The following is a 22,538-nucleotide window of genomic DNA, read 5'->3' as shown; positions in this document are numbered from 1 at the left end:
TGTGAGCTGTGACCGGTACACGTTAGGGAGTCTGGATGAGCAGGCGCGGGATCAACGAGGACGCCGACGTCATCGTGGTGGGGGCGGGACCGGCGGGCTCGACCGCGGCGACCTACCTGGCCAGGGCGGGCCTCGACGTCCTCCTCCTGGAGAAGAGCTCCTTCCCCAGGGAGAAGGTCTGCGGCGACGGCCTGACCCCGCGCGGCGTCAAGCAGCTGATCGACCTCGGCATCGACACCCGTGAGAGCAACGGCTGGCTCCACAACAAGGGGCTGCGGGTCGTCGGCGGCGGCGTCACGATGGAGCTGGACTGGCCGGAGCTGGCCACGTTCCCCAACTACGGCGTCGTCCGGCCGCGCATGGACTTCGACGAGATGCTCGCGAACACGGCCAAGCAAGTCGGCGCGCGCATGCACGAGAACACCACGGTCACCAAGGCCATCATCGAGAACGGCCGGGTCGTCGGCGTCGAGGCCAAGCAGGGACCGGAAAAGAACCCGGTCACGTACCGCGCCCCGATCACGGTCGCGTGTGACGGTGTGTCAGCACGACTCGCGCTGTCAGTCGGTCTCCAGAAGAACGACGCCAAGCCGATGGGCGTCGCGGTCCGCCGCTACTACGCGAGCCCGCGCACCAAGGACGACTACCTCGAGTCGCACCTGGAGCTGTGGGCCCCGGACGGCCAGCTGCTGCCCGGCTACGGCTGGATCTTCGGCATGGGCGACGGCTCAGTCAACGTCGGCCTCGGCATTCTCAGCACGTCAAAGGCTTACGGCACCACGGACTACCGCGCCCTCCTGCGCAGCTGGCTCGACGCCACCCCCGAGGAGTGGGGCTTCCGGGAAGAGAACGCGACGAGCCGCATCGGCGGCGCCGCGCTCCCCATGGGCCTCAACCGCAAGCCGCACTACCGGGCCGGGCTCGTCCTGGTCGGCGACGCCGGCGGCATGGTCAACCCGTTCAACGGCGAGGGCATCGGCTACGCCATGGAGTCGGCCAAGATCGCGTCCGAAAGTGTCGTCCAGGCGCTCGCGCGGACCGGCGTCAACCGTGAACACGCGCTGCACGGCTACCCGGTCCGGATCGAACAGGCGCTCGGCAGTTACTACGCGCTCGGGAACGTGTTCTCGAAGCTCATCGGCAACCCGGCGATCATGCGGACCGCAACGAAGTACGGAATGCCGCGGAAACGCCTGATGAAACTCGTGCTCAAGCTACTCGCGGGCCTCTACGACCCGAAGGACGGCGACGCAATGGACCGCCTGATCGTGGCCGCTACGAAGCTCGCTCCCAGCGCGTAAATTACTCCGAATAGGTGACGGCACCGGCTCAATACGAGCCGGTGCCGTTTCGTATGTTCCAGCCATGTTAAACCCCCAGGTCAGACCCTGTGACCTAGGTCATTTACAGGCGTTCTACACTGGCGATCGACCTTGTGAATCACTTCACAACAGTCTGAACTAGCTTGTGAACTGTTTCACAAGCGTTTGTTAGGGCCGCCTAACAAACGCGCTGCAGAACAACACCCTTAGGGTGCGCCTCGACCGCGAGGAAAGGACGACGGAGCGTGCTTGACCCTTACCTCCCCCTCGTATTGATGTTCGCGCTCGCCGGGGCGTTCGCCCTGTTCTCGGTGACTGCAGCGCCCTACATCGGACCCCGCCGCTACAACCGGGCCAAGCTCGACGCGTACGAGTGCGGCATCGAGCCGAGCCCGCAGCCGGTCGTGGGTGGTGGGCGCATGCCCGTCGCCTACTACCTGACGGCGATGCTCTTCATCTTGTTCGACATCGAAATGGTCTTCCTCTACCCGTTCGCCGTCGCTGCCGACAAGCTCGGCCTGTTCGGGCTGGTGGAGATCGTCCTGTTCGTCGCCACGGTCGGCTTCGCGTACGTCTACGTGTGGCGTCGCGGCGGCCTCGACTGGAACTGAGGAAGTCATGGGTCTCGAGGAGAAGCTCCCGAACGGCATCCTGCTGGTCAGCGTCGAGAAGCTGGTCAACTGGACCCGCAAGTCCTCGCTGTGGCCTGCCACCTTCGGCCTGGCCTGCTGCGCCATCGAGATGATGACGACGGGTGGTCCGCGCTACGACCTCGCCCGCTTCGGCATGGAGGTCTTCCGGGCCTCACCGCGCCAGGCGGACCTGATGATCGTCGCGGGCCGCGTCACCAACAAGATGGCGCCGGTGCTGCGGCAGATCTACGACCAGATGCCCGAACCGCGCTGGGTGCTGGCCATGGGCGTGTGCGCCAGCACTGGCGGCATGTTCAACAACTACGCGGTGGTGCAGGGCGTCGACCACGTCGTGCCCGTCGACATGTACCTGCCGGGCTGCCCGCCGCGGCCGGAGATGCTGATGGACGCGATCCTCAAGATCCACGCCAAGATCATGGACGAGCCGCTCAACGCCGTGCGCGCCAAGGCACTCGCCGACTCGGGCTACCGCACCGATCTCATCCCGTCCTCCGAGCGTTTTGCGAGGAAGAAGTGACCGAGCCAGGGGGAGAGCACTCCAGCGCCGAGCGCGCTGTCGAGGGCCTCGAAACCAACGGAGCCGAGGCCAAGGCCCCGATCTTCGCCGGCAAGGAGCGCAAGGGCCTCTTCGGCGTCAGCGGCTCCGGCGACACGTCGGGCTTCGGTGGCCTCAGGCTGCCCGCGCACGTCGCGGCGCCCGCCGAGCGGCCTTACGGGGGCTGGTTCGACGAGGTCGCGGACGAGCTGTTCGCCGCGATCAGCGACAAGGGCCTGCCCGCCGACACGGTGCAGCAGGTGACCGTCGACCGCGGTGAGATCACCTTCTACCTCAAGCCGGAGACGTTGCTGGAGGTCGCGCGGATCCTGCGCGACACCCCGTCGCTGCGCTTCGAGCTCTGCAGCTCGGTGTCCGGTGTGGACTACGGCGCCGACGTGCCGCAGCGCCTGCACTCGGTCGCGCACCTCACGTCGATGACGTACCGCCGCCGCATCCGGCTGGAGGTCGCGGTCGACGTCGACAACCCGCACGTGCCGAGCCTCATCGACGTCTACCCGACGGCGGACTGGCAGGAGCGCGAGACCTGGGACATGTTCGGGATCATCTACGACGGTCACCCCGGACTGACCCGCATCCTCATGCCGGACGACTGGGACGGACACCCCCAGCGCAAGGACTACCCGCTGGGCGGCATCCCGGTGGAGTACAAGGGCGCGGAGATTCCTCCGCCGGACCAGAGGCGGTCGTACTCATGACCGAGCGACTTTCCGACGTGACCACCGGAACCGACACCAGCGCCCCCGGCCGCGACAGCGTCGAGGCACCCGAGGTCGCCGAGTCCCGCAAGACCACCGAGGGCACCGTCTACACGGTGACCGGCGGTGACTGGGACGAGGTGCTCGCGGACGCGGTCCACGACGAGCGCATCGTCATGAACCTCGGCCCGCAGCACCCGTCGACGCACGGCGTGCTCCGCCTGGTCCTGGAGCTCGAGGGCGAGACGGTCACCCACGCCCGCAGCGTCATCGGTTACCTGCACACGGGCATCGAGAAGAACCTCGAGTACCGGAACTGGGTCCAGGGCGTCACGTTCATCACGCGCACGGACTACCTGGCGCCGCTGCACCACGAGGCCGCGTACTGCATGGCCGTCGAGAAGCTGCTCGGCGTCACGGTTCCGGACAAGGCGCAGGCGATCCGCGTGCTGCTGATGGAGATCAACCGCATCAGCTCGCACCTCGTCGCGCTCGCCACCGGCGGCATGGAGCTCGGTGCCCTCACGGGTATGACCTCCGGCTTCCGCGAGCGCGAAGAGGCCCTGCACCTGCTGGAGCACCTCACCGGTCTGCGCATGAACCACGCGTTCATCCGGCCCGGCGGCCTCGCGCAGGACCTGCCGGACGACGCGGTCGAGAAGATCACCGCGTTCGTCAAGATCATGGAAAAGCGGCTGCCGGACTACGACAAGCTGCTCACCGGCCAGCCGATCTGGCGCAACCGCCTCGCGGGCGTGGGCTACCTGCCCGTCGACGCGTGCCTCGCGCTCGGCATCACCGGCCCGATCCTGCGCTCCGCGGGCCTCGCCTGGGACCTGCGCAAGATCGAGCCGTACTGCGGCTACGAGAACTACACCTTCGACGTGCCGACCTCGAACGCGGCGGACTGCTTCGCGCGGTACCTGCTGCGGCTCGAGGAGATGCACCAGTCGCTGAAGATCATCAAGCAGGTCGTGAAGAGCCTGCCGACGGGTCCGGTGATGGTCGAGGACGCCAAGATCGCGTGGCCCGCGCAGCTCACGATCGGCAGCGACGGCATGGGCAACTCGCTCGAGCACGTCCGCAAGATCATGGGTCAGTCCATGGAGTCCCTGATCCACCACTTCAAGCTGGTGACCGAGGGCTTCAAGGTGCCGTCCGGCCAGGTCTACGTGCCGGTCGAGTCGCCGCGCGGCGAGCTGGGCTACCACGTCGTCTCCGACGGTGGCACGAGGCCGATGCGCGTGCACCTGCGCGAACCCAGTTTCGTGAACCTCCAGTCGATGCCCGCGATGTGCGAGGGCGGCATGGTCGCCGACGTCATCGCGTCCGTCGCCTCGATCGACCCGGTGATGGGTGGTTGCGACCGATGACTCAAGCGCCAGAACAGACCTTTGACCAGTCCACTGTGGACAGGGCGCAGGCGATCATCGCCCGCTACCCGCAGTCCCGCAGTGCGCTGCTACCGATGCTGCACCTCGTGCAGTCGGTCGAGGGCTACGTCTCCCAGGAGGGCATCCGGTTCTGCGCCGGGCAGCTCGACCTGAGCGAGGCCGAGGTCAGCGCGGTCGCGACGTTCTACACGATGTACAAGCGCCGTCCGTGCGGTGAGCACCTGGTCAGCGTGTGCACGAACACGCTGTGCGCGGCGCTCGGCGGCGACGACATCTACGCGACCCTCAAGAGCCACCTCGGTGTCGGCCACGAGGAGACCGCGGGCGAGCCGGGCACGCCGGGCTCGATCACCCTGGAGCACGCCGAGTGCCTCGCCGCGTGCGACCTCGGCCCGGTTCTCCAGGTGAACTACGAGTTCTACGACAACCAGACGCCGGACAAGGCGCTGGGACTCGTGAAGGCGTTGCAGTCAGGGGAAAAGCCCGCCCCGACGCGCGGCGCCCCGCTCACCGATTTCAAGCAGGCGGAACTGCAGCTCGCCGGCTTCTTCGAGGGTCGTGACGCGGACCTCGACGGACCGTCGGCGGCGCCGGAGACGTTGCGGGGGGCCCAGATCGCGAAGGACCGCGGCTGGGACGCACCGACGATGCCGGCCAACGCCGAGTTCCCCGCCCTGCCGGAAAAGAAGTAGGGGGCACACATGGTCAACCCGCTGACTCCCGTTCTCACCACGCGCTGGACCGAGCCCAAGTCCTGGACCATCGAGACCTACGAGCGCACCGGCGGCTACACCGCCCTGCCCAAGGCGCTCAAGGCCCACCCGGACCAGCTCATCCAGCAGTGCAAGGACTCCGGACTGCGCGGCCGCGGCGGCGCGGGCTTCCCCACCGGCATGAAGTGGGGCTTCATCCCGCAGGGCGACGGCAAGCCGCACTACCTCGTCATCAACGCCGACGAGGGTGAGCCCGGCACCTGCAAGGACATCCCGCTGATGATGGCGGACCCGCACTCGCTGATCGAGGGCGTGATCATCACGTCGTACGCGATCCGCGCGAACTTCGCGGCGATCTACGTCCGCGGCGAGGTCCTGCACTGCATCCGCCGCCTCAACGCGGCGGTCCGGGAGGCCTACGCCAAGGGCTACCTGGGCAAGGACATCCTCGGCAGCGGCTTCGACCTCGACGTGGTGATCCACGCCGGCGCCGGCGCGTACATCTGCGGTGAGGAGACCGCGCTGCTCGACTCGCTGGAGGGCCGTCGCGGCCAGCCGCGACTCAAGCCGCCGTTCCCCGCGACCTCGGGCCTCTACGCGTCGCCCACTGTCGTGAACAACGTCGAGACGATCGCGTCGGTTCCCTTCATCGTCAACGGTGGCGCGGACTGGTTCCGCGAGATGGGTCGCGACCGGTCGCCCGGTCCGAAGATCTACTCGCTGTCGGGCCACGTCACGAACCCCGGCCAGTACGAGGCGCCGATGGGCACCACGCTCCGGCAGCTGCTGGACATGGCCGGTGGCATGAAGGACGGCATCCCGATCAAGTTCTGGACGCCGGGTGGTTCGTCCACACCGCTGTTCACCGCAGAGCACCTCGACGTGCCGCTGGACTTCGAGGGTGCCGCCGAGGCCGGTTCGATGCTCGGCACGACGGCGCTGCAGATCTTCAACGAGACCGTGTCCGTGCCGTGGGCCGTCATGAAGTGGACGGAGTTCTACAAGCACGAGTCGTGCGGCAAGTGCACGCCGTGCCGCGAGGGCACGTACTGGCTCGTGCAGATCCTGCAACGGATGGTGCGGGGCGAGGGCACGGCGAGCGACATCGACACGTTGCTCGACGTCTGCGACAACATCCTCGGCCGCTCGTTCTGCGCGCTCGGTGACGGTGCCGTCAGCCCGATCACCAGTGGCATCAAGTACTTCAAGGACGAGTTCCTGGCTCTCTGCGACCAGAACTCCAAGGTCCTGGCTGGAGCGAACGCATGACCATCGCCCCTGACAAGAGCACCGCGACCGAGGTCGTCGTACCCGAGGGTCACGTCAAGCTGATCATCGACGGCGTGGAGGTCATCGCGCCCAAGGGTGAGCTGCTGATCCGCACGGCAGAGCGCCTCGGCACGGTCATCCCGCGCTTCTGCGACCACCCGCTGCTGGAGCCCGCGGGCGCCTGCCGCCAGTGTCTCGTCGAGGTCGAGATGGGCGGCCGGCCGATGCCGAAGCCGCAGGCCTCCTGCACGATGACGGTCGCGGACGGCATGGTCGTGAAGACCCAGCTGACCTCGCCGGTCGCGGACAAGGCCCAGCAGGGTGTGATGGAGCTGCTGCTCATCAACCACCCGCTGGACTGCCCGATCTGCGACAAGGGCGGTGAGTGCCCGCTGCAGAACCAGGCGATCGCCCACGGCCGCAGCGACTCCCGCTTCCACGAGCACAAGCGGACGTTCCCGAAGCCGATCAGCATCTCGACGCAGGTGTTGCTCGACCGCGAGCGGTGCGTGCTCTGCCAGCGCTGCACCCGGTTCTCCGCGCAGATCGCCGGCGACCCGTTCATCGAGCTGCTGGAGCGCGGTGCGCAGCAGCAGATCGGTGTGGCGCAGGACAAGCCGTTCCAGAGCTACTTCTCCGGCAACACCATCCAGATCTGCCCGGTCGGCGCTCTCACGAGTGCCGCCTACCGCTTCCGCGCCCGGCCGTTCGACCTCGTGTCGACGCCGAGCGTCTGCGAGCACTGCTCCTCCGGCTGTGCCGAGCGCACCGACTGGCGGCGCGGCAAGGTGCAGCGCAAGCTCGCCGGCGACGACCCGCAGGTCAACGAGGAGTGGATCTGCGACAAGGGCCGGTTCGCCTTCCGCTACGCCACGGCCGACGACCGCATCACGCGGCCGCTCGTGCGTGACGAGGAGACCGGTGAGCTGCGCGAGTCCTCGTGGACCGAGGCTCTGCAGGTCGCCGCGAAGGGTCTCGCGGAAGCCCGCGACGCAGGCGGTGTCGGTGTGCTCACCGGTGGCCGGCTGACCGTCGAGGACGCCTACGCGTACTCGAAGTTCGCCCGGATCGCGTTGCGCACCAACGACATCGACTTCCGCGCCCGGCCGCACAGCGCCGAGGAGCTGGAGTTCCTGTCGAGCACCACGGTGTTCACGAACCCGGACAACGGCGTGACGTTCCAGGGCATCGAGAAGGCACCGGCCGCGTTGCTGGTCGCGTTCGAGCCCGAGGAAGAGGCGCCGATCGTCTTCCTGCGCCTGCGCAAGGCCGCTCGCACCGGCAAGACGAAGGTCTTCCACCTCGGCCAGTTCACCACCCCGGCCGTGGAGAAGACGTTCGGCACGCTGCTCGCGTGCGTGCCGGGTGCCGAGGCGAACGCGCTGAACGCGTTGCCGGAGCACGCTTCCGACGTCGTCGAGCTGCTGGGCAAGCCCGGTGCCGTGATCCTCGTCGGCGAGCGCGCCGCCGAGATCCCCGGCGCGTTCACCGCGGTCGCGAAGCTGGCCGAGCGCACCGGCGCCAAGGTCGCGTGGATTCCCCGCCGGGCCGGTGAGCGCGGTGCGCTCGCGGTCGGCGCCACGCCGAACCTGCTGCCCGGTGGCCGCCACGTCACGAACGCGGCGGCGCGCACCGAGGTCGAGCGGACCTGGGGCGTCGAGGAGGGCACGATCCCCGCGACGCCGGGCCGTGACACCAACGGCATCCTCGACGCGCTCGTGAACGGCGAGCTGTCCGGCCTGGTGGTCGGCGGCGTCGACCCGCTCGACCTGCCGGACCCGGCGCTGGCCGAGAAGGCGTTGGCGGAGGCCGAGTTCATCGTGAGCCTGGAGCTGCGGCCGAGTGCCGTGACCGAGCGGGCGAACGTCGTGCTCCCGATCGCCCCGTCGGTCGAGAAGTCCGGCAGCTACCTCAACTGGGAGGGCCGCCGCCGCGAGTTCGGCACGACGCTGGAAGGCACCGGTGCCCTGCCGGACTGCCGCGTGCTCGACACCCTCGCGGTGGAGATGGACGCGGACCTGTTCACGCAGACGCCCGCCGCCTCCGCCTCCGACCTGGCCCGCCTCGGCGAGGGCGCACCGAGCGGTTCCTCGCTCAACGTCGCCGCGCCGCTGCAGTCCCCGGCCGGTGCGGGCAAGGCCGTGCTCGCCACGTGGCACCGGCTGATCGGCAACGGCTCGCTGCAGGTGGACGAGCCGCACCTGGCCGGCACCGCACGCCCGGTCGTCGCGAAGATCTCCGAGGCCACCGCGCAGCAGTTCGGCCTGGAGACCGGCGGCTTCGTGACGGTCTCCACCGACCGCGGCGCGATCACGCTCCCGGTCGAGACCGACGACCTGCCCGAGGGCGTCATCTGGCTGCCCACCAACTCGGGTGACGTGTCCGTCCGCCGCACGCTCGGCGCCGGCCACGGCTCGATCGTCTCCGTCAGCGGAGGGAACTGATGACGAAGTACCTCGCAGCGGAGATCGGCGACACCGCCGAACTGCTCGCGGACGACCCGATCTGGCTGGTCCTGATCAAGGTCGTCGCGATCTTCGCCTTCCTCGTGGTCATGACCCTGTTCATGATCAATTGGGAACGCAAGGTCGTCGCGCGGATGCAGCACCGCCCCGGCCCCAACCGCGTGGGCCCCAACGGCTGGTTGCAGTCGCTGGCGGACGGCTTGAAGCTCGCCTTCAAGGAGGACATCCGCCCGGTCCTCGCGGACAAGTGGGTGTTCTTCCTCGCCCCGGTGATCTCCTGCATCCCCGCGTTCCTCGCGTTCTCGGTGATCCCGCTCGCGGGCGAGGTCAACCTGTTCGGCGAGCAGACCGCGCTGCAGCTCGTCGACCTCCCGGTCGGCGTGCTCGTGGTGCTGGCCTGCTCCTCGCTCGGCGTCTACGGCATCGTGCTGTCCGGCTGGGCCTCCGGCTCGCCGTACCCGCTGCTGGGTGCACTGCGAAGCGCCGCACAGGTGATCTCCTACGAGATCGCGATGGGCCTGTCGATCGTCGCGGTGATCATGTTCACCGGCTCGATGTCGACCGGTGACATCGTGGGAGCCCAGGCCAGCGTCGTGCTCGGGGCGTTGCCCGGCTGGTTCGGCATCCTGCTGTTCCCCAGCTTCGTGATCTACGTGGTGTCGATGGTCGGCGAGACCAACCGCGCGCCGTTCGACCTCCCCGAGGCCGAGTCGGAGCTGGTCGGTGGTTTCCACACGGAGTACAGCTCGCTGAAGTTCGCGCTGTTCTTCCTCGCCGAGTACGTCAACATGGTCACCGTCTCGGCGCTCGCGACCACGCTCTTCCTCGGCGGCTACCACGCCCCGTGGAGCGGCGAGTTCATGAACACCGGCTGGTGGGGCCTGCTCTGGTTCATCATCAAGACGCTGGGCTTCCTGTTCCTCTTCATCTGGCTGCGCGGCACGCTTCCCCGCCTGCGCTACGACCAGTTCATGAAGCTGGGCTGGAAGGTGCTGGTCCCGACCAGCCTCGTCTGGATCATGGCCGTCGCGGTCATCCGCACCGGTGCCATCCAGCAGCTCTCCACGGCGCAGCGCCTCATCGCGCTCGGCGTGATCGTCGGCCTCGTACTGCTGGTCTCGTTCCTGCTGCCGGACAAGAAGGTGCAGGACACGAAGGGCGTGCCGCTCGCCGGTGGCGGGTTCCCGGTGCCGCCGCTCGACCTCGCCGTTCCCAAGTCAGCGCCCAAGCGCAAGGTCAAGGTCGCCAACATCCCCAAGGACACGGCAGCCGTCACCACCGGTAAGGAGGCTGAGTAGGGATGTTCGAGTCCCTGAAAGGCTTCGGCGTCACCTTCGGCACCATGTTCAAGAAGGTGGTGACGGAGGAGTACCCCGAGGTCAAGAAGGTGACCGCGCCGCGGTTCCACGGACGTCACCAGCTGAACCGGCACCCGGACGGGCTGGAGAAGTGCGTCGGCTGCGAGCTGTGCGCGTGGGCCTGCCCGGCGGACGCGATCTTCGTCGAGGGTGGCGACAACACCGAAGAGGCGCGCTACTCGCCCGGTGAGCGCTACGGCATGGACTACCAGATCAACTACCTGCGCTGCATCGGCTGCGGCCTGTGCATCGAGGCGTGCCCGACCCGTTCGCTCACGATGACGAACGAGTACGAGCTCGCCGACGACAACCGCCAGGACCTGATCTTCACCAAGGAGGACCTGCTCGCCCCGCTGCTGCCCGGCATGGAGCAGCCGCCGCACCCGATGCGGCTCGGCGAGAACGAGCAGGACTACTACGTGAACGGCCCGCAGCTCGCGAAGGTGGCCCAAGAAGGTAAGGGGACCCAGCAGTGAGCCTCCTGACCTTCCTCGCTCAGCAGCCGGAACCCGTGCAGCGCGTGGCCGACGTCGTGACGACCGGCGAGGCGATCACCTTCTGGGTGCTCGGCCCGCTCGCGCTGGCCGGCGCGCTCGGCATGCTCTTCGCGCGCAACGCGGTGCACTCCGCGCTGTGGCTCGTGGTGACGATGCTCAGCCTCGGTGTGCTGTACATGGTCCAGCAGGCGCCGTTCCTCGGCTTCGTGCAGATCATCGTCTACACCGGCGCGATCATGATGCTGTTCCTGTTCGTGTTGATGATGGTCGGCAGGGACAGTTCGGACTCGGTGGTCGAAGTGATTCGCGGCCAGCGACTTGCCGCGGCGTTGCTCGGCATCGGGTTCGCCGTGCTGATGGTCGGTTCCGTCGCCCGCGCGCTGACCTCGGTCGAGTCGCGCGGCCTGGCCGAGGCGAACACCACGAACGGCGGCAACGTCGGCAACATCGGCCAGAAGCTCTTCACGGACTACCTGTTCCCGTTCGAGCTCACCTCGGCGCTGCTGATCACCGCCGCCCTCGGCGCGATGATCCTGGCCTTCGTCGGCCGCGACGGGAAGCCCTCCAAGAAGACGCAGAAGGAACTCGTCGAGGAGCGCTTCCAGGACGGCAAGCGGGTCGGGTCCATCCCCGGCCCCGGCGTCTTCGCCACCGCGAACTCGGTGGCCACCCCCGCGCTGCTGCCCGACGGCAGCGTGTCGGAGGAGTCGCTGTTCGAGGTCATCGAGGCGACCGACAAGGCAACGCTCTCGGACGACGTCGCCGAGGTGGCCGGTACCGGGCACGAGGCCGACGCGCACGCGCTCAAGGGAAGTGAGTCGTGACTCCCACCTACTACCTGCTGCTGTCGGCACTGCTGTTCAGCATCGGCGCCGTCGGTGTCCTGGTGCGCCGCAACGCCATCGTGGTCTTCATGTGCGTCGAGCTCATGCTCAACGCGGTCAACCTGAGCCTCGTGACGTTCTCGCGGATCAACGGCTCGCTCGACGGTCAGGTGATGGCGTTCTTCGTGATGGTCGTCGCCGCGGCGGAGGTCGTCGTCGGCCTCGCGATCATCATGTCCATCTTCCGGACGCGTCGCTCGGCCTCGGTCGACGACTCGAACCTGCTGAAGTACTGAGGGGTCACCGGTGACGGAACCAGTTGCCGCCAGCGGGATCGCTTCTCTCGCCTGGCTTTTGTTGGCGCTGCCCGCCTTCGGCGCGGCCGTGCTGCTCGTCGGTGGCAAGCGCGCCGACAAGTGGGGCCACCTGCTCGGCTGCGCCACGATCCTCGGCGCGTTCGGCTACGGACTCGCGCTGTTCTTCTCGACGCTCGGCCTGTCCCCGGAAGAGCGCACGCAGAACGTGCACCTCTTCAACTGGGTGGACATCAACGCGCTGACCGTCGAGTTCGGACTGCGGATCGACCCGCTGTCGCTGACGTTCGTGCTGCTGATCACCGGTGTGGGTTCGCTGATCCACATCTACTCGATCGGCTACATGGCGCACGAGGAAGGCAGGCGGAAGTTCTTCGCCTACCTGAACCTCTTCGTGTCGGCGATGCTCCTGCTGGTGCTGGGCAACGGTTTCGTGACCCTGTACTTCGGCTGGGAGGGCGTCGGTCTCGCCTCGTACCTGCTGATCGGCTGGTACCAGTACAAGCCGGAAGCGGCGTCGGCGGCCAAGAAGGCCTTCCTGATGAACCGCGTCGGTGACCTGGGCCTGGCCATCGCGATCTTCCTGATGTTCAACCGCCTCGGGACCACGCAGTACACCGAGGTCTTCAACCGGGTGCAGGAGTTCAGCGGCGCGGAGGTCCTCGCGATCACGCTCCTGCTGCTCCTCGGCGCCTGCGGCAAGTCGGGTCAGTTCCCGCTGCAGGCCTGGTTGCCGGACGCCATGGCCGGTCCGACCCCGGTGTCCGCACTGATCCACGCGGCAACGATGGTCACCGCGGGCGTGTACCTCATCGCCCGCGCGAACCCGCTCTACAACCTGAGCGCGGACGGCCGTCTGGTCGTGATGATCATCGGTGGCGTCACGCTGCTGATCGGCTGCATCATCGGTTGCGCCTACGACGACTTCAAGAAGGTCCTGGCGTACTCGACGGTCTCGCAGATCGGTTACATGATCCTCGCGGTGGGCCTCGGCCCGGTGGGTTACGCGCTCGGCATCATGCACCTGCTGACCCACGGTTTCTTCAAGGCCGGGCTCTTCCTCGGTGCCGGTTCGGTCATGCACGGCATGAACGACGAGGGCAACATCCGGCGGATGGGCGGCCTGGCGAAGTACCTGCCGGTCACGTTCGTCACCTGGACGCTCGGCTACCTCGCGCTGATCGGCATCCCGCCGTTCGCCGGTTACTTCTCGAAGGACGCCATCATCGCGGCGGCGTTCACGGGGGAGGGCTGGCGTCCGTACGTCTTCGGCGGGGTGGCGCTGCTCGGTGCCGCGCTGACCGCGTTCTACATGACGCGCCTGCTGATCCTCGTCTTCCTGGGCAAGCCCCGATGGAAGGAGCTGAAGTCCGAGGACGGCCGCGAGTACCACCCGCACGAGTCCCCGCTGTCGATGACCATCCCGATGATCATCCTCGCGGTCGGCTCCATCGGCGGTGGCTGGTTCCTCTCCTCCGGCGGACGGCTGGCCGGCTGGCTCGAGCCCACGCTCGGCGAGCTCAAGGAGGAGCACGGCGTCATCTCGCACGGGATGGTCGGGATTCTGACCGTCGCGCTCGCGGTGCTCGGTGCCGGACTCGCGTTCCTGCTCTTCGCCCGCGGCAAGCAGCCGGTCGAGCGCCCGTTGCGGGTGTCCTTCCCGGTCCGCGCCGCTCGTGCGGACCTGTACGGCAACGCTCTGAACGAGGCCCTCTTCGCGCGGCCGGGCACCTGGCTCACCCGCGCGCTGGTGTACCTCGACCTGAAGGGCGTCGACGGTGTCGTCAACGGCACCGCGGCGCTGCTCGGCGGTAGCTCCGGCCGGTTGCGCAGGCTGCAGACCGGGTTCGTCCGCTCCTACGCACTGTCCATGCTGCTGGGCTCGATCTTCGTGCTCGGGGCGCTCCTGGTGGTGAGGTTCTCGTGAGCTGGGTTCTGATCGCACTGCTGGTCGTGCCGCTGGTCGGCGCGTTGGTGGTGGCGTTCCTGCGCAACGACGACCTGAAGGCGAAGTACGTCGCACTCGGGTTCTCGGCCATCGAGCTGGTGCTCGCCGGACTGCTGTGGTTCGCCTACGACCCGGACGGCGACCGCATCCAGCTCGCCTCCGGCGTGGACTGGATCTCGGCGTTCGGCGTGCGGCTGTCGTTCGGCATCGACGGCATCGCGCTGGTGATGATCGCGGTGATCGCACTGCTGATCCCGCTGGTGATCGGTGCTGGCTGGACGGAGAAGCTGCCGGCCGGGCGTTCGCAGGGCGGGTACCTCGCGCTGATCCTGGTGCAGGAGGCCGTGACGGTCGCGGTGTTCGCCGCCACCGACGTCTTCCTGTTCTACGTGCTGTTCGAGGTCATGCTGATCCCGATGTACTTCCTGATCGGCGGCTACGGCGGCGCGCGCAGGCAGTACGCGGCGGTCAAGTTCTTCCTGTACTCGTTCCTCGGCGGCCTGATCATGCTGGCCTCCGCGATCGGCGCCTACGCGATGGCGTCGGACGAGCTGGGCAAGGGCACGTTCGACTGGGCGACCCTGGTGACGGTGGTCCGCGACGCCGACTCGACGACGCAGACGTGGCTGTTCCTCGGCTTCTTCCTGGCGTTCGCGATCAAGGCGCCGCTCGTGCCGTTCCACACCTGGCTGCCGGACGCGGCCGCCGAGGCGCCGATCGGCGTCACGGTGATCGTCGTCGGCATCCTGGACAAGGTCGGCACGTTCGGCATGCTGCGCTACCTGCTGCCGATGTTCCCGGAGGCGTCGAAGAACCTGGCGCCGTTCGTGATCGTGCTGGCGGTCGCGGGTGTCCTTTATGGATCGTTGCTCGCCACGGGCCAGCGGGACATGAAGCGGTTCCTCGCGTACGTCTCGATCGCGCACTTCGGCTTCATCGCGCTCGGCATCTTCTCGTTCACGTCGCAGGCCGGCGTGGGCTCGGTGTCGTACATGCTCAACCACTCGATCTCGACCGGCATGCTGATCCTGGTGGTCGGCATGGTGATCGCCCGCGGTGGTTCGTCGCTGATCTCCGACTACGGCGGCATGTCCAAGGTCGCGCCGGTGCTCGCGGGCATGCTGCTGCTCTCCGGTCTGACCACGCTGTCGCTGCCGGGCACGAACTCGTTCGTCTCCGAGTTCCTGGTGCTGATCGGCTCGTTCCCGACGCAGCCGGTCGCCACGATCATCGCGACGGTCGGCATGGTGCTCGCGGCGCTCTACGTGCTGTGGCTCTACCAGCGGATCATGACCGGCCCGCTGCGCGGCGACGCGCTCGTGGGTGCGGCCGCAGGTCCGGGCGCTGTCGGCGACCCGGAGACGAAGACCACGATCGGCGACCTGAACAAGCGCGAGATCGCGGTGCTCGCACCGCTCGTAGTCATCGTGCTGGCACTCGGGTTCTACCCGCAGCCGGTGCTCGACGTCATCACCCCGACTGTCGGGGCGACGCTGACCGAGGTCGGCGTGACCGACCCGGTCTCCGTGCAGGAAGGCAAGTGACGTGAACCTTCTCGTCGCTCAGGCGCAGCAGATCCAGGCGCCCGAGATCGATTACTTCGCCATCGCGCCGGTGCTGATCGTGCTCGGCGCGGCCTGCCTCAGCGTGCTGCTGGAAGCGTTGCTGCCCAAGCACCAGCGGTGGGCCGTGCAGCTCGTGCTGTCGCTCGTGACGCTGGTCGCGGCCACCGGCACGTTGGTCCTCTACGCGACCTCCGACCGGGGTAACGGAGTGCTGACGCTGGCGGGCACGGTCGCGGTCGACTCGCCGTCGCTGTTCCTGTGGGCCACGTTGCTGGTGCTGGCGTTCGGGTCGATCCTGCTGATCGCCGACCGCTCGGTGGAGCCGGGTGGCGCGTTCGTGGCCCAGGCCGCGATCCGTCCCGGCACCATCCAGGACCGCGCGCAGGCGACGAAGACCGGCATGCAGACCGAGGTCTTCCCGCTCACGCTGTTCGCGCTCGGCGGCATGATGACGTTCGTCGCGTCGAACGACCTGCTGACCATGTTCATCGCGCTGGAAGTCCTGTCGCTGCCGCTGTACCTGCTGTGCGGCCTGGCTCGCCGTCGCCGCCTGCTCTCGCAGGAAGCGGCTGTGAAGTACTTCCTGCTCGGTGCGTTCGCCTCCGCGTTCTTCCTGTACGGCGTGGCTCTGCTGTACGGCTACGCGGGTTCGGTGAAGCTCTCGGCCATCGCATCGGCCGCGGCCGGCACGGACCGCTCGGACACGCTGCTGTTCGCGGGCTTCGGCCTGCTGGTGGTGGGTCTGCTGTTCAAGGCGGCGGTCGGCCCGTTCCACGCCTGGACCCCGGACGTGTACCAGGGCGCGCCGACGCCGGTGACGGCGTTCATGGCCGCGTGCACCAAGGTCGCCGCGTTCGGTGGCATCCTGCGCGTGCTCACGGTGGCGTTCGAGAACACGCAGTGGGAGTGGCGCGGCGTCCTGTGGGGCGTGGCGATCGTGTCGATGGTGATCGGCGCGGTGCTGGGTCTCACGCAGACCGACGTGAAGCGCATGATCGCGTACTCGTCGGTGGCGCACGCGGGCTTCCTGCTGATCGGCACGATCGCGCTGACGCCCGAGGGCACCACGCCCGGTGTGAGCGCGACCATGTTCTACCTGCTGGCGTACGGCTTCACCACGATCGCCGCGTTCGGCATCGTGTCGCTGGTCCGCAACTCGGACGGCGAGGCGACGCACCTGTCGCAGTGGGCGGGTCTCGCGAAGCGGTCGCCGATCATCGCGGCCGTCTTCACGTTCCTGCTGCTGGCACTGGCCGGAATTCCGCTGACGTCCGGGTTCATCGGCAAGTTCGTCGTGTTCAGCGCGGCGATCGACGCCGGTCTGACCCCGCTCGTGGTGATCGCGCTGGTGGCCTCGGCCGTCGCGGCGTTCTTCTACCTGCGAGTGATCGTGCTGATGTACTTCAGCGACCCGGCGCCGGACGGCCCGACCGTGAGCCTGCCCGGTGCGTTCACCACGGTCGCGATCACTCTCGGTGCGGTCGTGACCCTGGTGTTGGGTTTGTGGCCCACGTTGGTGCTCGAATGGGCGGGTACCGGCACCTTCCTCAGCTAGGTGTACGTAGTCTGCTGGTGTGACCAGTAGCGAGCATGAGGGACCGGGGTTCGCGTTGGTGGACCCCGTGCTCACCGAGGTAGTCCAGGACGGCCTGGCCGAGGTGGAGCGCATCCTGCACGACGTCGTGCAGAGCGAGTTCCACCCGGTGACGGAAACCTCGCTTCACCTTGTGGAGGCGGGCGGAAAGCGGATCCGCCCGCTCTTCACACTGCTGGCTTCCCAGTTCGGCAGCGAGTGGGACCGCGAGAAGGTCATCAAGGCCGCTGCTGTGGTCGAGCTCACACACCTCGCCACGCTCTACCACGACGACGTCATGGACGAGGCGACCATGCGGCGTGGCGCGGTGTCCGCGAACGCCAAGTGGGACAACAGCATCGCGATCCTGACCGGCGACTTCCTGTTCGCCCACGCCTCCCGCCTGACCGCCGATCTGGGGACGACGGCGGCGCGGATCATCGCGGAGACCTTCTCGGTCCTGGTGACCGGCCAGATGCGCGAGACCGTCGGCCCGCAGCCCGGCGAGGACCCGATCTCCCACTACCTGAGGGTGATCGAGGAGAAGACCGGTGTGCTGATCGCCACCGCTGCCCGGTTCGGCGGGATGTTCTCCGACGCCACCGAGGACCAGACGGACTCGTTGCGCCGGTACGCCGAGGTGATCGGTGCGGCGTTCCAGATCTCCGACGACGTCATCGACATCGCCTCGCCGTCGGTCGAGTCCGGCAAGACGCCGGGCACCGACCTGCGCGAGGGCGTGAAGACGCTGCCGATGCTCTACGCGCTCGCGGACCCGTCCGAACAGCGGCTCGCCGAGCTGCTGGCGGGGCCGATCGTCGAGGACGAGCTGGTGGACGAGGCGTTGACCTTGCTGCGCAAGTCGTCCGGCATGGACAAGGCGCGCGAGACCCTCGACGAGTACGCGGACCGGGCCCGCACGGAGCTGGGCAAGCTCCCGCCGTGCGCCGCACGCGACGCTCTCGAAGAGCTCGCGACTTACGTCGTGGCCCGTACCCGATAGGTGTTATTCGACCGGCGCGAGCAGGTGCTTGCGCCGGTTTCGCACCGCGTCGAACGTGAAGATCGACAGGGCCAGCCACACCAGGGCGAACCCGATCCACCGGCTGGGCGGCATGGGCTCGTTCACGACGAACACGCCCCAGATGAACTGCAGGATCGGGGCGAGGTATTGCAGCATGCCCATGGTGATCAGCGGAATCCGTTGCGCGCCCGCACCGAACAGCACCAGCGGGACCGCTGTGACGATGCCGGTGCTCAGGATCAGCAACGTGTGGCCGGCGCCCTCGGTCGTGAACGTGTTGGCGCTGCCGAGGATCAGCAGGTAGCCCAGCGCGAGCGGGGCGATCACGGCGCTCTCCGCGGTGAGGCTGGAGATCGCGTCCAGCGGCACCTTCTTCTTCAGCAGGCCGTAGATGCCGAACGAGCAGGCGAGGATCAGCGAGATCACCGGCAGCCTGCCGTAGTCGACGGTGAGCACGATCACAGCCGCGATGACGACGCCGATGGCGACGGTCTGCGGCAGCCGCACGCGTTCCTTCAGGAAGATCATTCCGAGGGCCACGCTGACCAGCGGCGTGATGAAGTAGCCGAGTGCCGCCTCGACGACGTGCTTGGCGTTGACGGCGTAGATGTACGTGCCCCAGTTCACCGTGATCAAAACGGCCGCGGCGGTAACGATGAGCCAGCCTTTTCCCGACAGTTCAAGGAAAGGACGCCACCGCCGGAGGATCGCGACGACGATGGCGAGCGTGACGAACGACCAGACGATCCGGTGAGCGAGCACCTCGACCGGCTGTGCGGGCACGAGGAGTGGCCAGTACGCCGGGAACAGGCCCCAAAGGATGTAGGCGAGTGCGCCGTAGGTGACACCTCGCCCCTGGGTGTGAACTTCTGGCGAAGTGATGGTCGAAGTAGTCAGCGGCGGCACAAAATCCCACTCTACGCTGGGGTTTCGGCTGGTTATTTGCGCTGAACGGCGTAGTGACGGAGCATCATCAAAGGCACTGTAGTTTGGCCATGCTCACCCTTCCGAGTGAGTGGGGTCGGAGTGTGGTCGTAGAAGGGGCTTACCCGTGAATGTCTTCGGGCAGGTCTGGCTGTGGAGTCTGCTCGCGTTCGTCGCGGGAGTGCTGCTCACCTGGCTGGTCATGGTGCGACCCGCGCGCCAGCGGATCGCCGATCTCGAAGATCAACTTCTCGACGCGCGCCGGCCGGTTCCGCCGATCGCGACGCAGACGCGCGACGACGACTTCGAGGTCGACGAGTGGGACGACGTCCCGCCGCGTTCGCTGAGCGACGAGGTCCTGACCCCGCCGCCACCGTCGCTGCCGGTGCCGCCGCCCGCTCCCGCGCCGTACGTGGAGCCGCCCGCCTACTTCGGTGAGCCCGTCCCGGCCCCGTCCGGTGAGCCGGCCCCGATGCCGTTCGGCGAGCCCGCCCCGCTGCCGGTGGTCGAGGAGCCTGTCACCGCCGCCGTCCCCGTCGCCGAGCCTGAGCCGGTGGAGGAGCCCTCCGCGCCGGTCCGCCAGTACCTGGAGCCGGACGAGGCCCAGCGCCGCTTCGAGGAGCAGCTGGCCGAGCAGAAGGCGTTGACCGACGCCGACGACGACCGCCCGCGTTCGCTGTTCGAGCGTCTCTCCCCGGAGAACGCGCCAGAAGAGTCTCCTGCCGAGATGACGACGGTCCTGCCGCGCTCCGGCCTGGAGGCCGCGGACTTCGAGGACTTCGAGCCGGAACTCCCGGCCGAGCAGACGTCGTTCGTGCCCACCGTGGAGCCGACCGCCGAGGTCGCCCCGCCTGCCCACGAGCCGACCGCCGGGCCTGAGGTCGACGAGGTCGCCGACGACTTCTTCTACCAGCCGCGCGAGGTCTGGGCGGAGCAGGAGCAGGAGGTCTTCCTCGACGAGGCCGCCGAGCAGGAGGACGAGCCCGCTCAGGCCACCCAGTCCGAGCAGACGACGTTCATCGCGGTCGAGGAGAGTTCCTGGCCCGCGAACGACCTCACCGGCGAGTACCCCGGCCTGCGCGACGAGATCTCCGGCCAGCTGGACGGGTTCGTCGAGCCGGAGTCGCCCGCCGAGCAGACCCAGCTCGTCGAGCCGGTCGACCTGGACGCTCCGCACGTGCGCAACGGCGTGTTCGAGTCCACGCTGGCCGAGGAGCCCGGCTTCACCGAGCCGGAGCCCGAGGCCGAGCCTGGTCCCGCGCACGCCCGTCGTGAGCCGCTGGAGCCCGAGGCGTTCGAGCCCGAGGTCTCCGAGCCCGAGGTTTCCGAGCCCGAACCGGCCGCGTACGACGAACCTGAGCCCGAGCCCGAGCGCGTCGGCTACGTCGCGCCCTTCAGCGCTCCCGGTGCCCCGGCGCCTGCGCCGTTCTCCGCGTTCGGTGCCCCTCCGGAGACGGAGCTGGAGACCACCGGCCGCCAGCCCCGCGCCGTCGCGGCCGCCTTCGACCACGCGGTGGAGGCGCCCGCCGCCCCGGCCGCGCCCGAACCGGTCGCCGACCGCCCGCGCTCGCTGTTCGAACCACTGCTCGACGCCGACGAGCCGCTGCCCGCCCTCGGGCAGACCCGCCAGCTCCCGGACACGGCCAACGACCAGCCGTTCGTCCCGACGTTCGTGCCGAGCGACGAGCCCCTGCTCGCCGCGCCGCCGGAGCCAGAACCCGAGCCCGTCGAGACCGACCTGCCGCAGCGGGTGACCGAGGCCGGCCTGCCGATCCGCGAGGCCCGCCGCACCACCCAGCAACGCCAGCAGAGCTTCTCGGCGTTCGCCGCCTTCGAGCAGCCGAAGCCGCAGGAGGCCCAGCCGGCACCGGCCGCCGCCCTGCCGGCCCGCCCGCGCCCGGTCGGCTTCTCGCCGTCCACCGGCGGCCGTCCGGCCAACGGCACTCCCGGCTCGTCGCGGTTCCAGCAGCCGGAGGGCTTCAACCCGCGCTCGCCGTTCGGTCCGGGTTCGGTGCTGCCGAAGTCGGACGGCCACGCGCCGGCCAACGACTTCGCGGTGAAGGCGACCCTGACCGGCCGCCGCTACTACACCGAGGGTTCCGCGAACTTCGTGGAGACCCGCGCCGACGTGTGGTTCCGCACCGAGTCCGATGCCCAGAAGGCAGGGTTCCGACCGGCACCCTGACCGAGGAGTTCGCACAGACCAACGCAAAAGGCCCGCCAGCTGCTCCTGCTTGGGTTCTAGGAGTTGTCGCAACACCCCAGTTCAGGGGGTGCGATGGACTTTCAGATCCGGGTGGAGCGAAAGCCGCAAGGGCCGCGCAAGCTCGTCGCGGAACGGACCGAATACTTGCGGCTCGTGCAGCGAGGGGTGAGCAACAAGGAAGCGTGCCGGTTGGTTGGTGTCAACCTGAAGACCGGCAGGCGCTGGCGTAACGGGCGCACCGCGTCCGGCAAGGACAAGGCGGCAGCACCGATCACCGCGGTGGTGCCGCCTTCGGCGTCTTCTCGCTACCTGCGTGAGGACGACCGCATCCACATCGCGGACCGGCTGCGCGAGAAGGCCACGATCCGTCAGATCGCCTCCGAGCTCGGACGCAGCCCGTCCACGATCAGCCGGGAAATCCGCCGCAACTGCCATCCCGGCAACGGGCAGTACCGGCCCCACGCCGCCCAGGCCCGTGCCGACGCCCGCCGGCCACGGCCCAAGACCCGCAAACTCGCGGCCGATGCCGAGCTTCATCAGGTCGTGCAGGACCATCTGGCGCGTAAACGCAGTCCCGAGCAGATCGCGGCGATCCTGCGACGGGAACACCCCGACCGGCCGGAGTGGCACGTGGTCCACGAGACGATCTACCAAGCCCTCTACGTCCAGGGACGCGGCGAGCTGCGCCGTGAACTGGCTCGCGCGTTGCGCACCGGCCGCACCGTGCGCAAACCCCGCCGCCAACCAGGGCAGCGCCAGTCGCGGTTCATCAGCCCGATGGTCATGATCAGCGAACGACCGGCCGAGGTCGAGGACCGCGCGATCCCAGGACACTGGGAAGGCGACCTGATCATCGGCAAGGACAACGCCTCCGCGATCGGCACCTTGGTCGAACGCGCCACCCGCTACGTGATGCTCGTGCACCTGCCCCACGGCCGTTCCGCCGAGCAGGTCCGCGACGCCCTCATCGACACCATCGCGACGCTGCCCGCGCACCTCACACGATCACTGACCTGGGACCAGGGCGCCGAAATGGCCGGGCACGCCGCGTTCAGCCTGGCCACCGACATCCCCGTCTACTTCTGCGACCCCGCCAGCCCCTGGCAACGCGGCTCCAACGAGAACACCAACGGCCTGCTGCGCCAATACTTCCCCAAAGGCACAGACCTGTCCGTCCACACTCCCGAGCACCTCGCGTTCGTCGCCGCCGAACTCAACGACCGCCCACGCAAAAC

Annotated in this window: 19 protein-coding genes; 18 read left to right on the top strand and 1 reads right to left on the bottom strand. The window is 68.3% G+C overall.

All coding sequences use genetic code 11. The features are described 5' to 3' along the window. Window positions 1-35: 35 nt before the first annotated feature. The 16 genes from LFM09_RS12755 (at window position 36) to LFM09_RS12680 (ending at window position 18,152) form a co-directional block, all read left to right on the top strand. A complete protein-coding gene (locus tag LFM09_RS12755; RefSeq protein ID WP_414096611.1) occupies window positions 36-1,301 on the top strand; it encodes a geranylgeranyl reductase family protein in 1,266 nt (421 codons plus the stop codon). Between the two features lie 266 nt (window positions 1,302-1,567). Further along, complete coding sequence (locus LFM09_RS12750) at window positions 1,568-1,933, top strand: NADH-quinone oxidoreductase subunit A (protein ID WP_167975087.1); 366 nt, start codon at window positions 1,568-1,570, stop codon at window positions 1,931-1,933. Between the two features lie 7 nt (window positions 1,934-1,940). Then, the gene (locus tag LFM09_RS12745; RefSeq protein ID WP_086666372.1) at window positions 1,941-2,492 is read left to right on the top strand and encodes a NuoB/complex I 20 kDa subunit family protein; all 552 of its coding nucleotides are present in this window, start codon (window positions 1,941-1,943) and stop codon (window positions 2,490-2,492) included. Continuing rightward, on the top strand, window positions 2,489-3,229 hold the full coding sequence (locus LFM09_RS12740; RefSeq protein ID WP_414096610.1) for an NADH-quinone oxidoreductase subunit C: 741 nt from the start codon (window positions 2,489-2,491) through the stop codon (window positions 3,227-3,229). Before LFM09_RS12745 ends, LFM09_RS12740 begins: the two co-directional genes overlap by 4 nt. Then, window positions 3,226-4,602 carry an NADH-quinone oxidoreductase subunit D gene (locus tag LFM09_RS12735; RefSeq protein ID WP_414096609.1) on the top strand — a complete coding sequence of 459 codons (1,377 nt, stop codon included), beginning with the start codon at window positions 3,226-3,228 and terminating at the stop codon, window positions 4,600-4,602. Before LFM09_RS12740 ends, LFM09_RS12735 begins: the two co-directional genes overlap by 4 nt. Next, window positions 4,599-5,315 (top strand): NADH-quinone oxidoreductase subunit NuoE, encoded by a 717-nt coding sequence (gene nuoE / locus LFM09_RS12730; protein WP_414096608.1) that lies wholly within the window; start codon window positions 4,599-4,601, stop codon window positions 5,313-5,315. Before LFM09_RS12735 ends, nuoE begins: the two co-directional genes overlap by 4 nt. A gap of 9 nt (window positions 5,316-5,324) precedes the next feature. Next, window positions 5,325-6,605: an NADH-quinone oxidoreductase subunit NuoF gene (gene nuoF / locus LFM09_RS12725; protein WP_414096607.1), complete on the top strand. Its 1,281-nt coding sequence runs from the start codon at window positions 5,325-5,327 to the stop codon at window positions 6,603-6,605. After that, the gene (locus tag LFM09_RS12720) at window positions 6,602-9,049 is read left to right on the top strand and encodes an NADH-quinone oxidoreductase subunit G (RefSeq protein ID WP_414096606.1); all 2,448 of its coding nucleotides are present in this window, start codon (window positions 6,602-6,604) and stop codon (window positions 9,047-9,049) included. Before nuoF ends, LFM09_RS12720 begins: the two co-directional genes overlap by 4 nt. Before the next feature lie 23 nt (window positions 9,050-9,072). Beyond that, complete coding sequence (gene nuoH / locus LFM09_RS12715; protein ID WP_414096928.1) at window positions 9,073-10,368, top strand: NADH-quinone oxidoreductase subunit NuoH; 1,296 nt, start codon at window positions 9,073-9,075, stop codon at window positions 10,366-10,368. A 2-nt stretch (window positions 10,369-10,370) separates the two neighbouring features. After that, window positions 10,371-10,904, top strand: coding sequence for an NADH-quinone oxidoreductase subunit NuoI (gene nuoI / locus LFM09_RS12710; protein WP_414096605.1), 534 nt, complete (start codon window positions 10,371-10,373; stop codon window positions 10,902-10,904). After that, window positions 10,901-11,749, top strand: coding sequence for an NADH-quinone oxidoreductase subunit J (locus LFM09_RS12705; protein ID WP_414096604.1), 849 nt, complete (start codon window positions 10,901-10,903; stop codon window positions 11,747-11,749). The genes nuoI and LFM09_RS12705 overlap by 4 nt, the downstream gene beginning before the upstream one ends. Continuing rightward, window positions 11,746-12,045 (top strand): NADH-quinone oxidoreductase subunit NuoK, encoded by a 300-nt coding sequence (gene nuoK / locus LFM09_RS12700; RefSeq protein ID WP_414096603.1) that lies wholly within the window; start codon window positions 11,746-11,748, stop codon window positions 12,043-12,045. Before LFM09_RS12705 ends, nuoK begins: the two co-directional genes overlap by 4 nt. A gap of 10 nt (window positions 12,046-12,055) precedes the next feature. After that, the gene (nuoL, locus tag LFM09_RS12695) at window positions 12,056-13,990 is read left to right on the top strand and encodes an NADH-quinone oxidoreductase subunit L (protein WP_414096602.1); all 1,935 of its coding nucleotides are present in this window, start codon (window positions 12,056-12,058) and stop codon (window positions 13,988-13,990) included. Then, window positions 13,987-15,555 carry an NADH-quinone oxidoreductase subunit M gene (locus LFM09_RS12690; protein WP_414096601.1) on the top strand — a complete coding sequence of 523 codons (1,569 nt, stop codon included), beginning with the start codon at window positions 13,987-13,989 and terminating at the stop codon, window positions 15,553-15,555. The genes nuoL and LFM09_RS12690 overlap by 4 nt, the downstream gene beginning before the upstream one ends. Window position 15,556: 1 nt before the next feature. Continuing rightward, on the top strand, window positions 15,557-17,131 hold the full coding sequence (gene nuoN, locus LFM09_RS12685) for an NADH-quinone oxidoreductase subunit NuoN (RefSeq protein WP_414096600.1): 1,575 nt from the start codon (window positions 15,557-15,559) through the stop codon (window positions 17,129-17,131). Window positions 17,132-17,150: 19 nt separating this feature from the next. Then, window positions 17,151-18,152: a polyprenyl synthetase family protein gene (locus LFM09_RS12680; RefSeq protein ID WP_414096599.1), complete on the top strand. Its 1,002-nt coding sequence runs from the start codon at window positions 17,151-17,153 to the stop codon at window positions 18,150-18,152. A gap of 3 nt (window positions 18,153-18,155) precedes the next feature. On the opposite strand, the gene rarD is transcribed toward LFM09_RS12680, so the two are convergent. After that, window positions 18,156-19,079 carry an EamA family transporter RarD gene (gene rarD, locus LFM09_RS12675; protein ID WP_414096598.1) on the bottom strand — a complete coding sequence of 308 codons (924 nt, stop codon included), beginning with the start codon at window positions 19,077-19,079 and terminating at the stop codon, window positions 18,156-18,158. A 145-nt stretch (window positions 19,080-19,224) separates the two neighbouring features. Here rarD and LFM09_RS12670 point away from each other — a divergent pair, with 145 nt between their 5' ends. Together LFM09_RS12670 and LFM09_RS12665 are read left to right on the top strand one after the other, a co-directional pair. After that, on the top strand, window positions 19,225-21,282 hold the full coding sequence (locus LFM09_RS12670) for a hypothetical protein (protein ID WP_414096597.1): 2,058 nt from the start codon (window positions 19,225-19,227) through the stop codon (window positions 21,280-21,282). A gap of 186 nt (window positions 21,283-21,468) precedes the next feature. After that, the coding region (locus LFM09_RS12665; protein WP_414096927.1) for an IS30 family transposase at window positions 21,469-22,538 on the top strand (1,070 nt) is incomplete at its 3' end.

This window comes from Lentzea alba (assembly GCF_047445655.1).
In the GTDB taxonomy this organism is placed as follows: domain Bacteria; phylum Actinomycetota; class Actinomycetes; order Mycobacteriales; family Pseudonocardiaceae; genus Lentzea; species Lentzea alba_A.
Note: the sequence above shows the minus strand (reverse complement) of the source record. Positions and strands in the feature narration are given on the sequence as shown.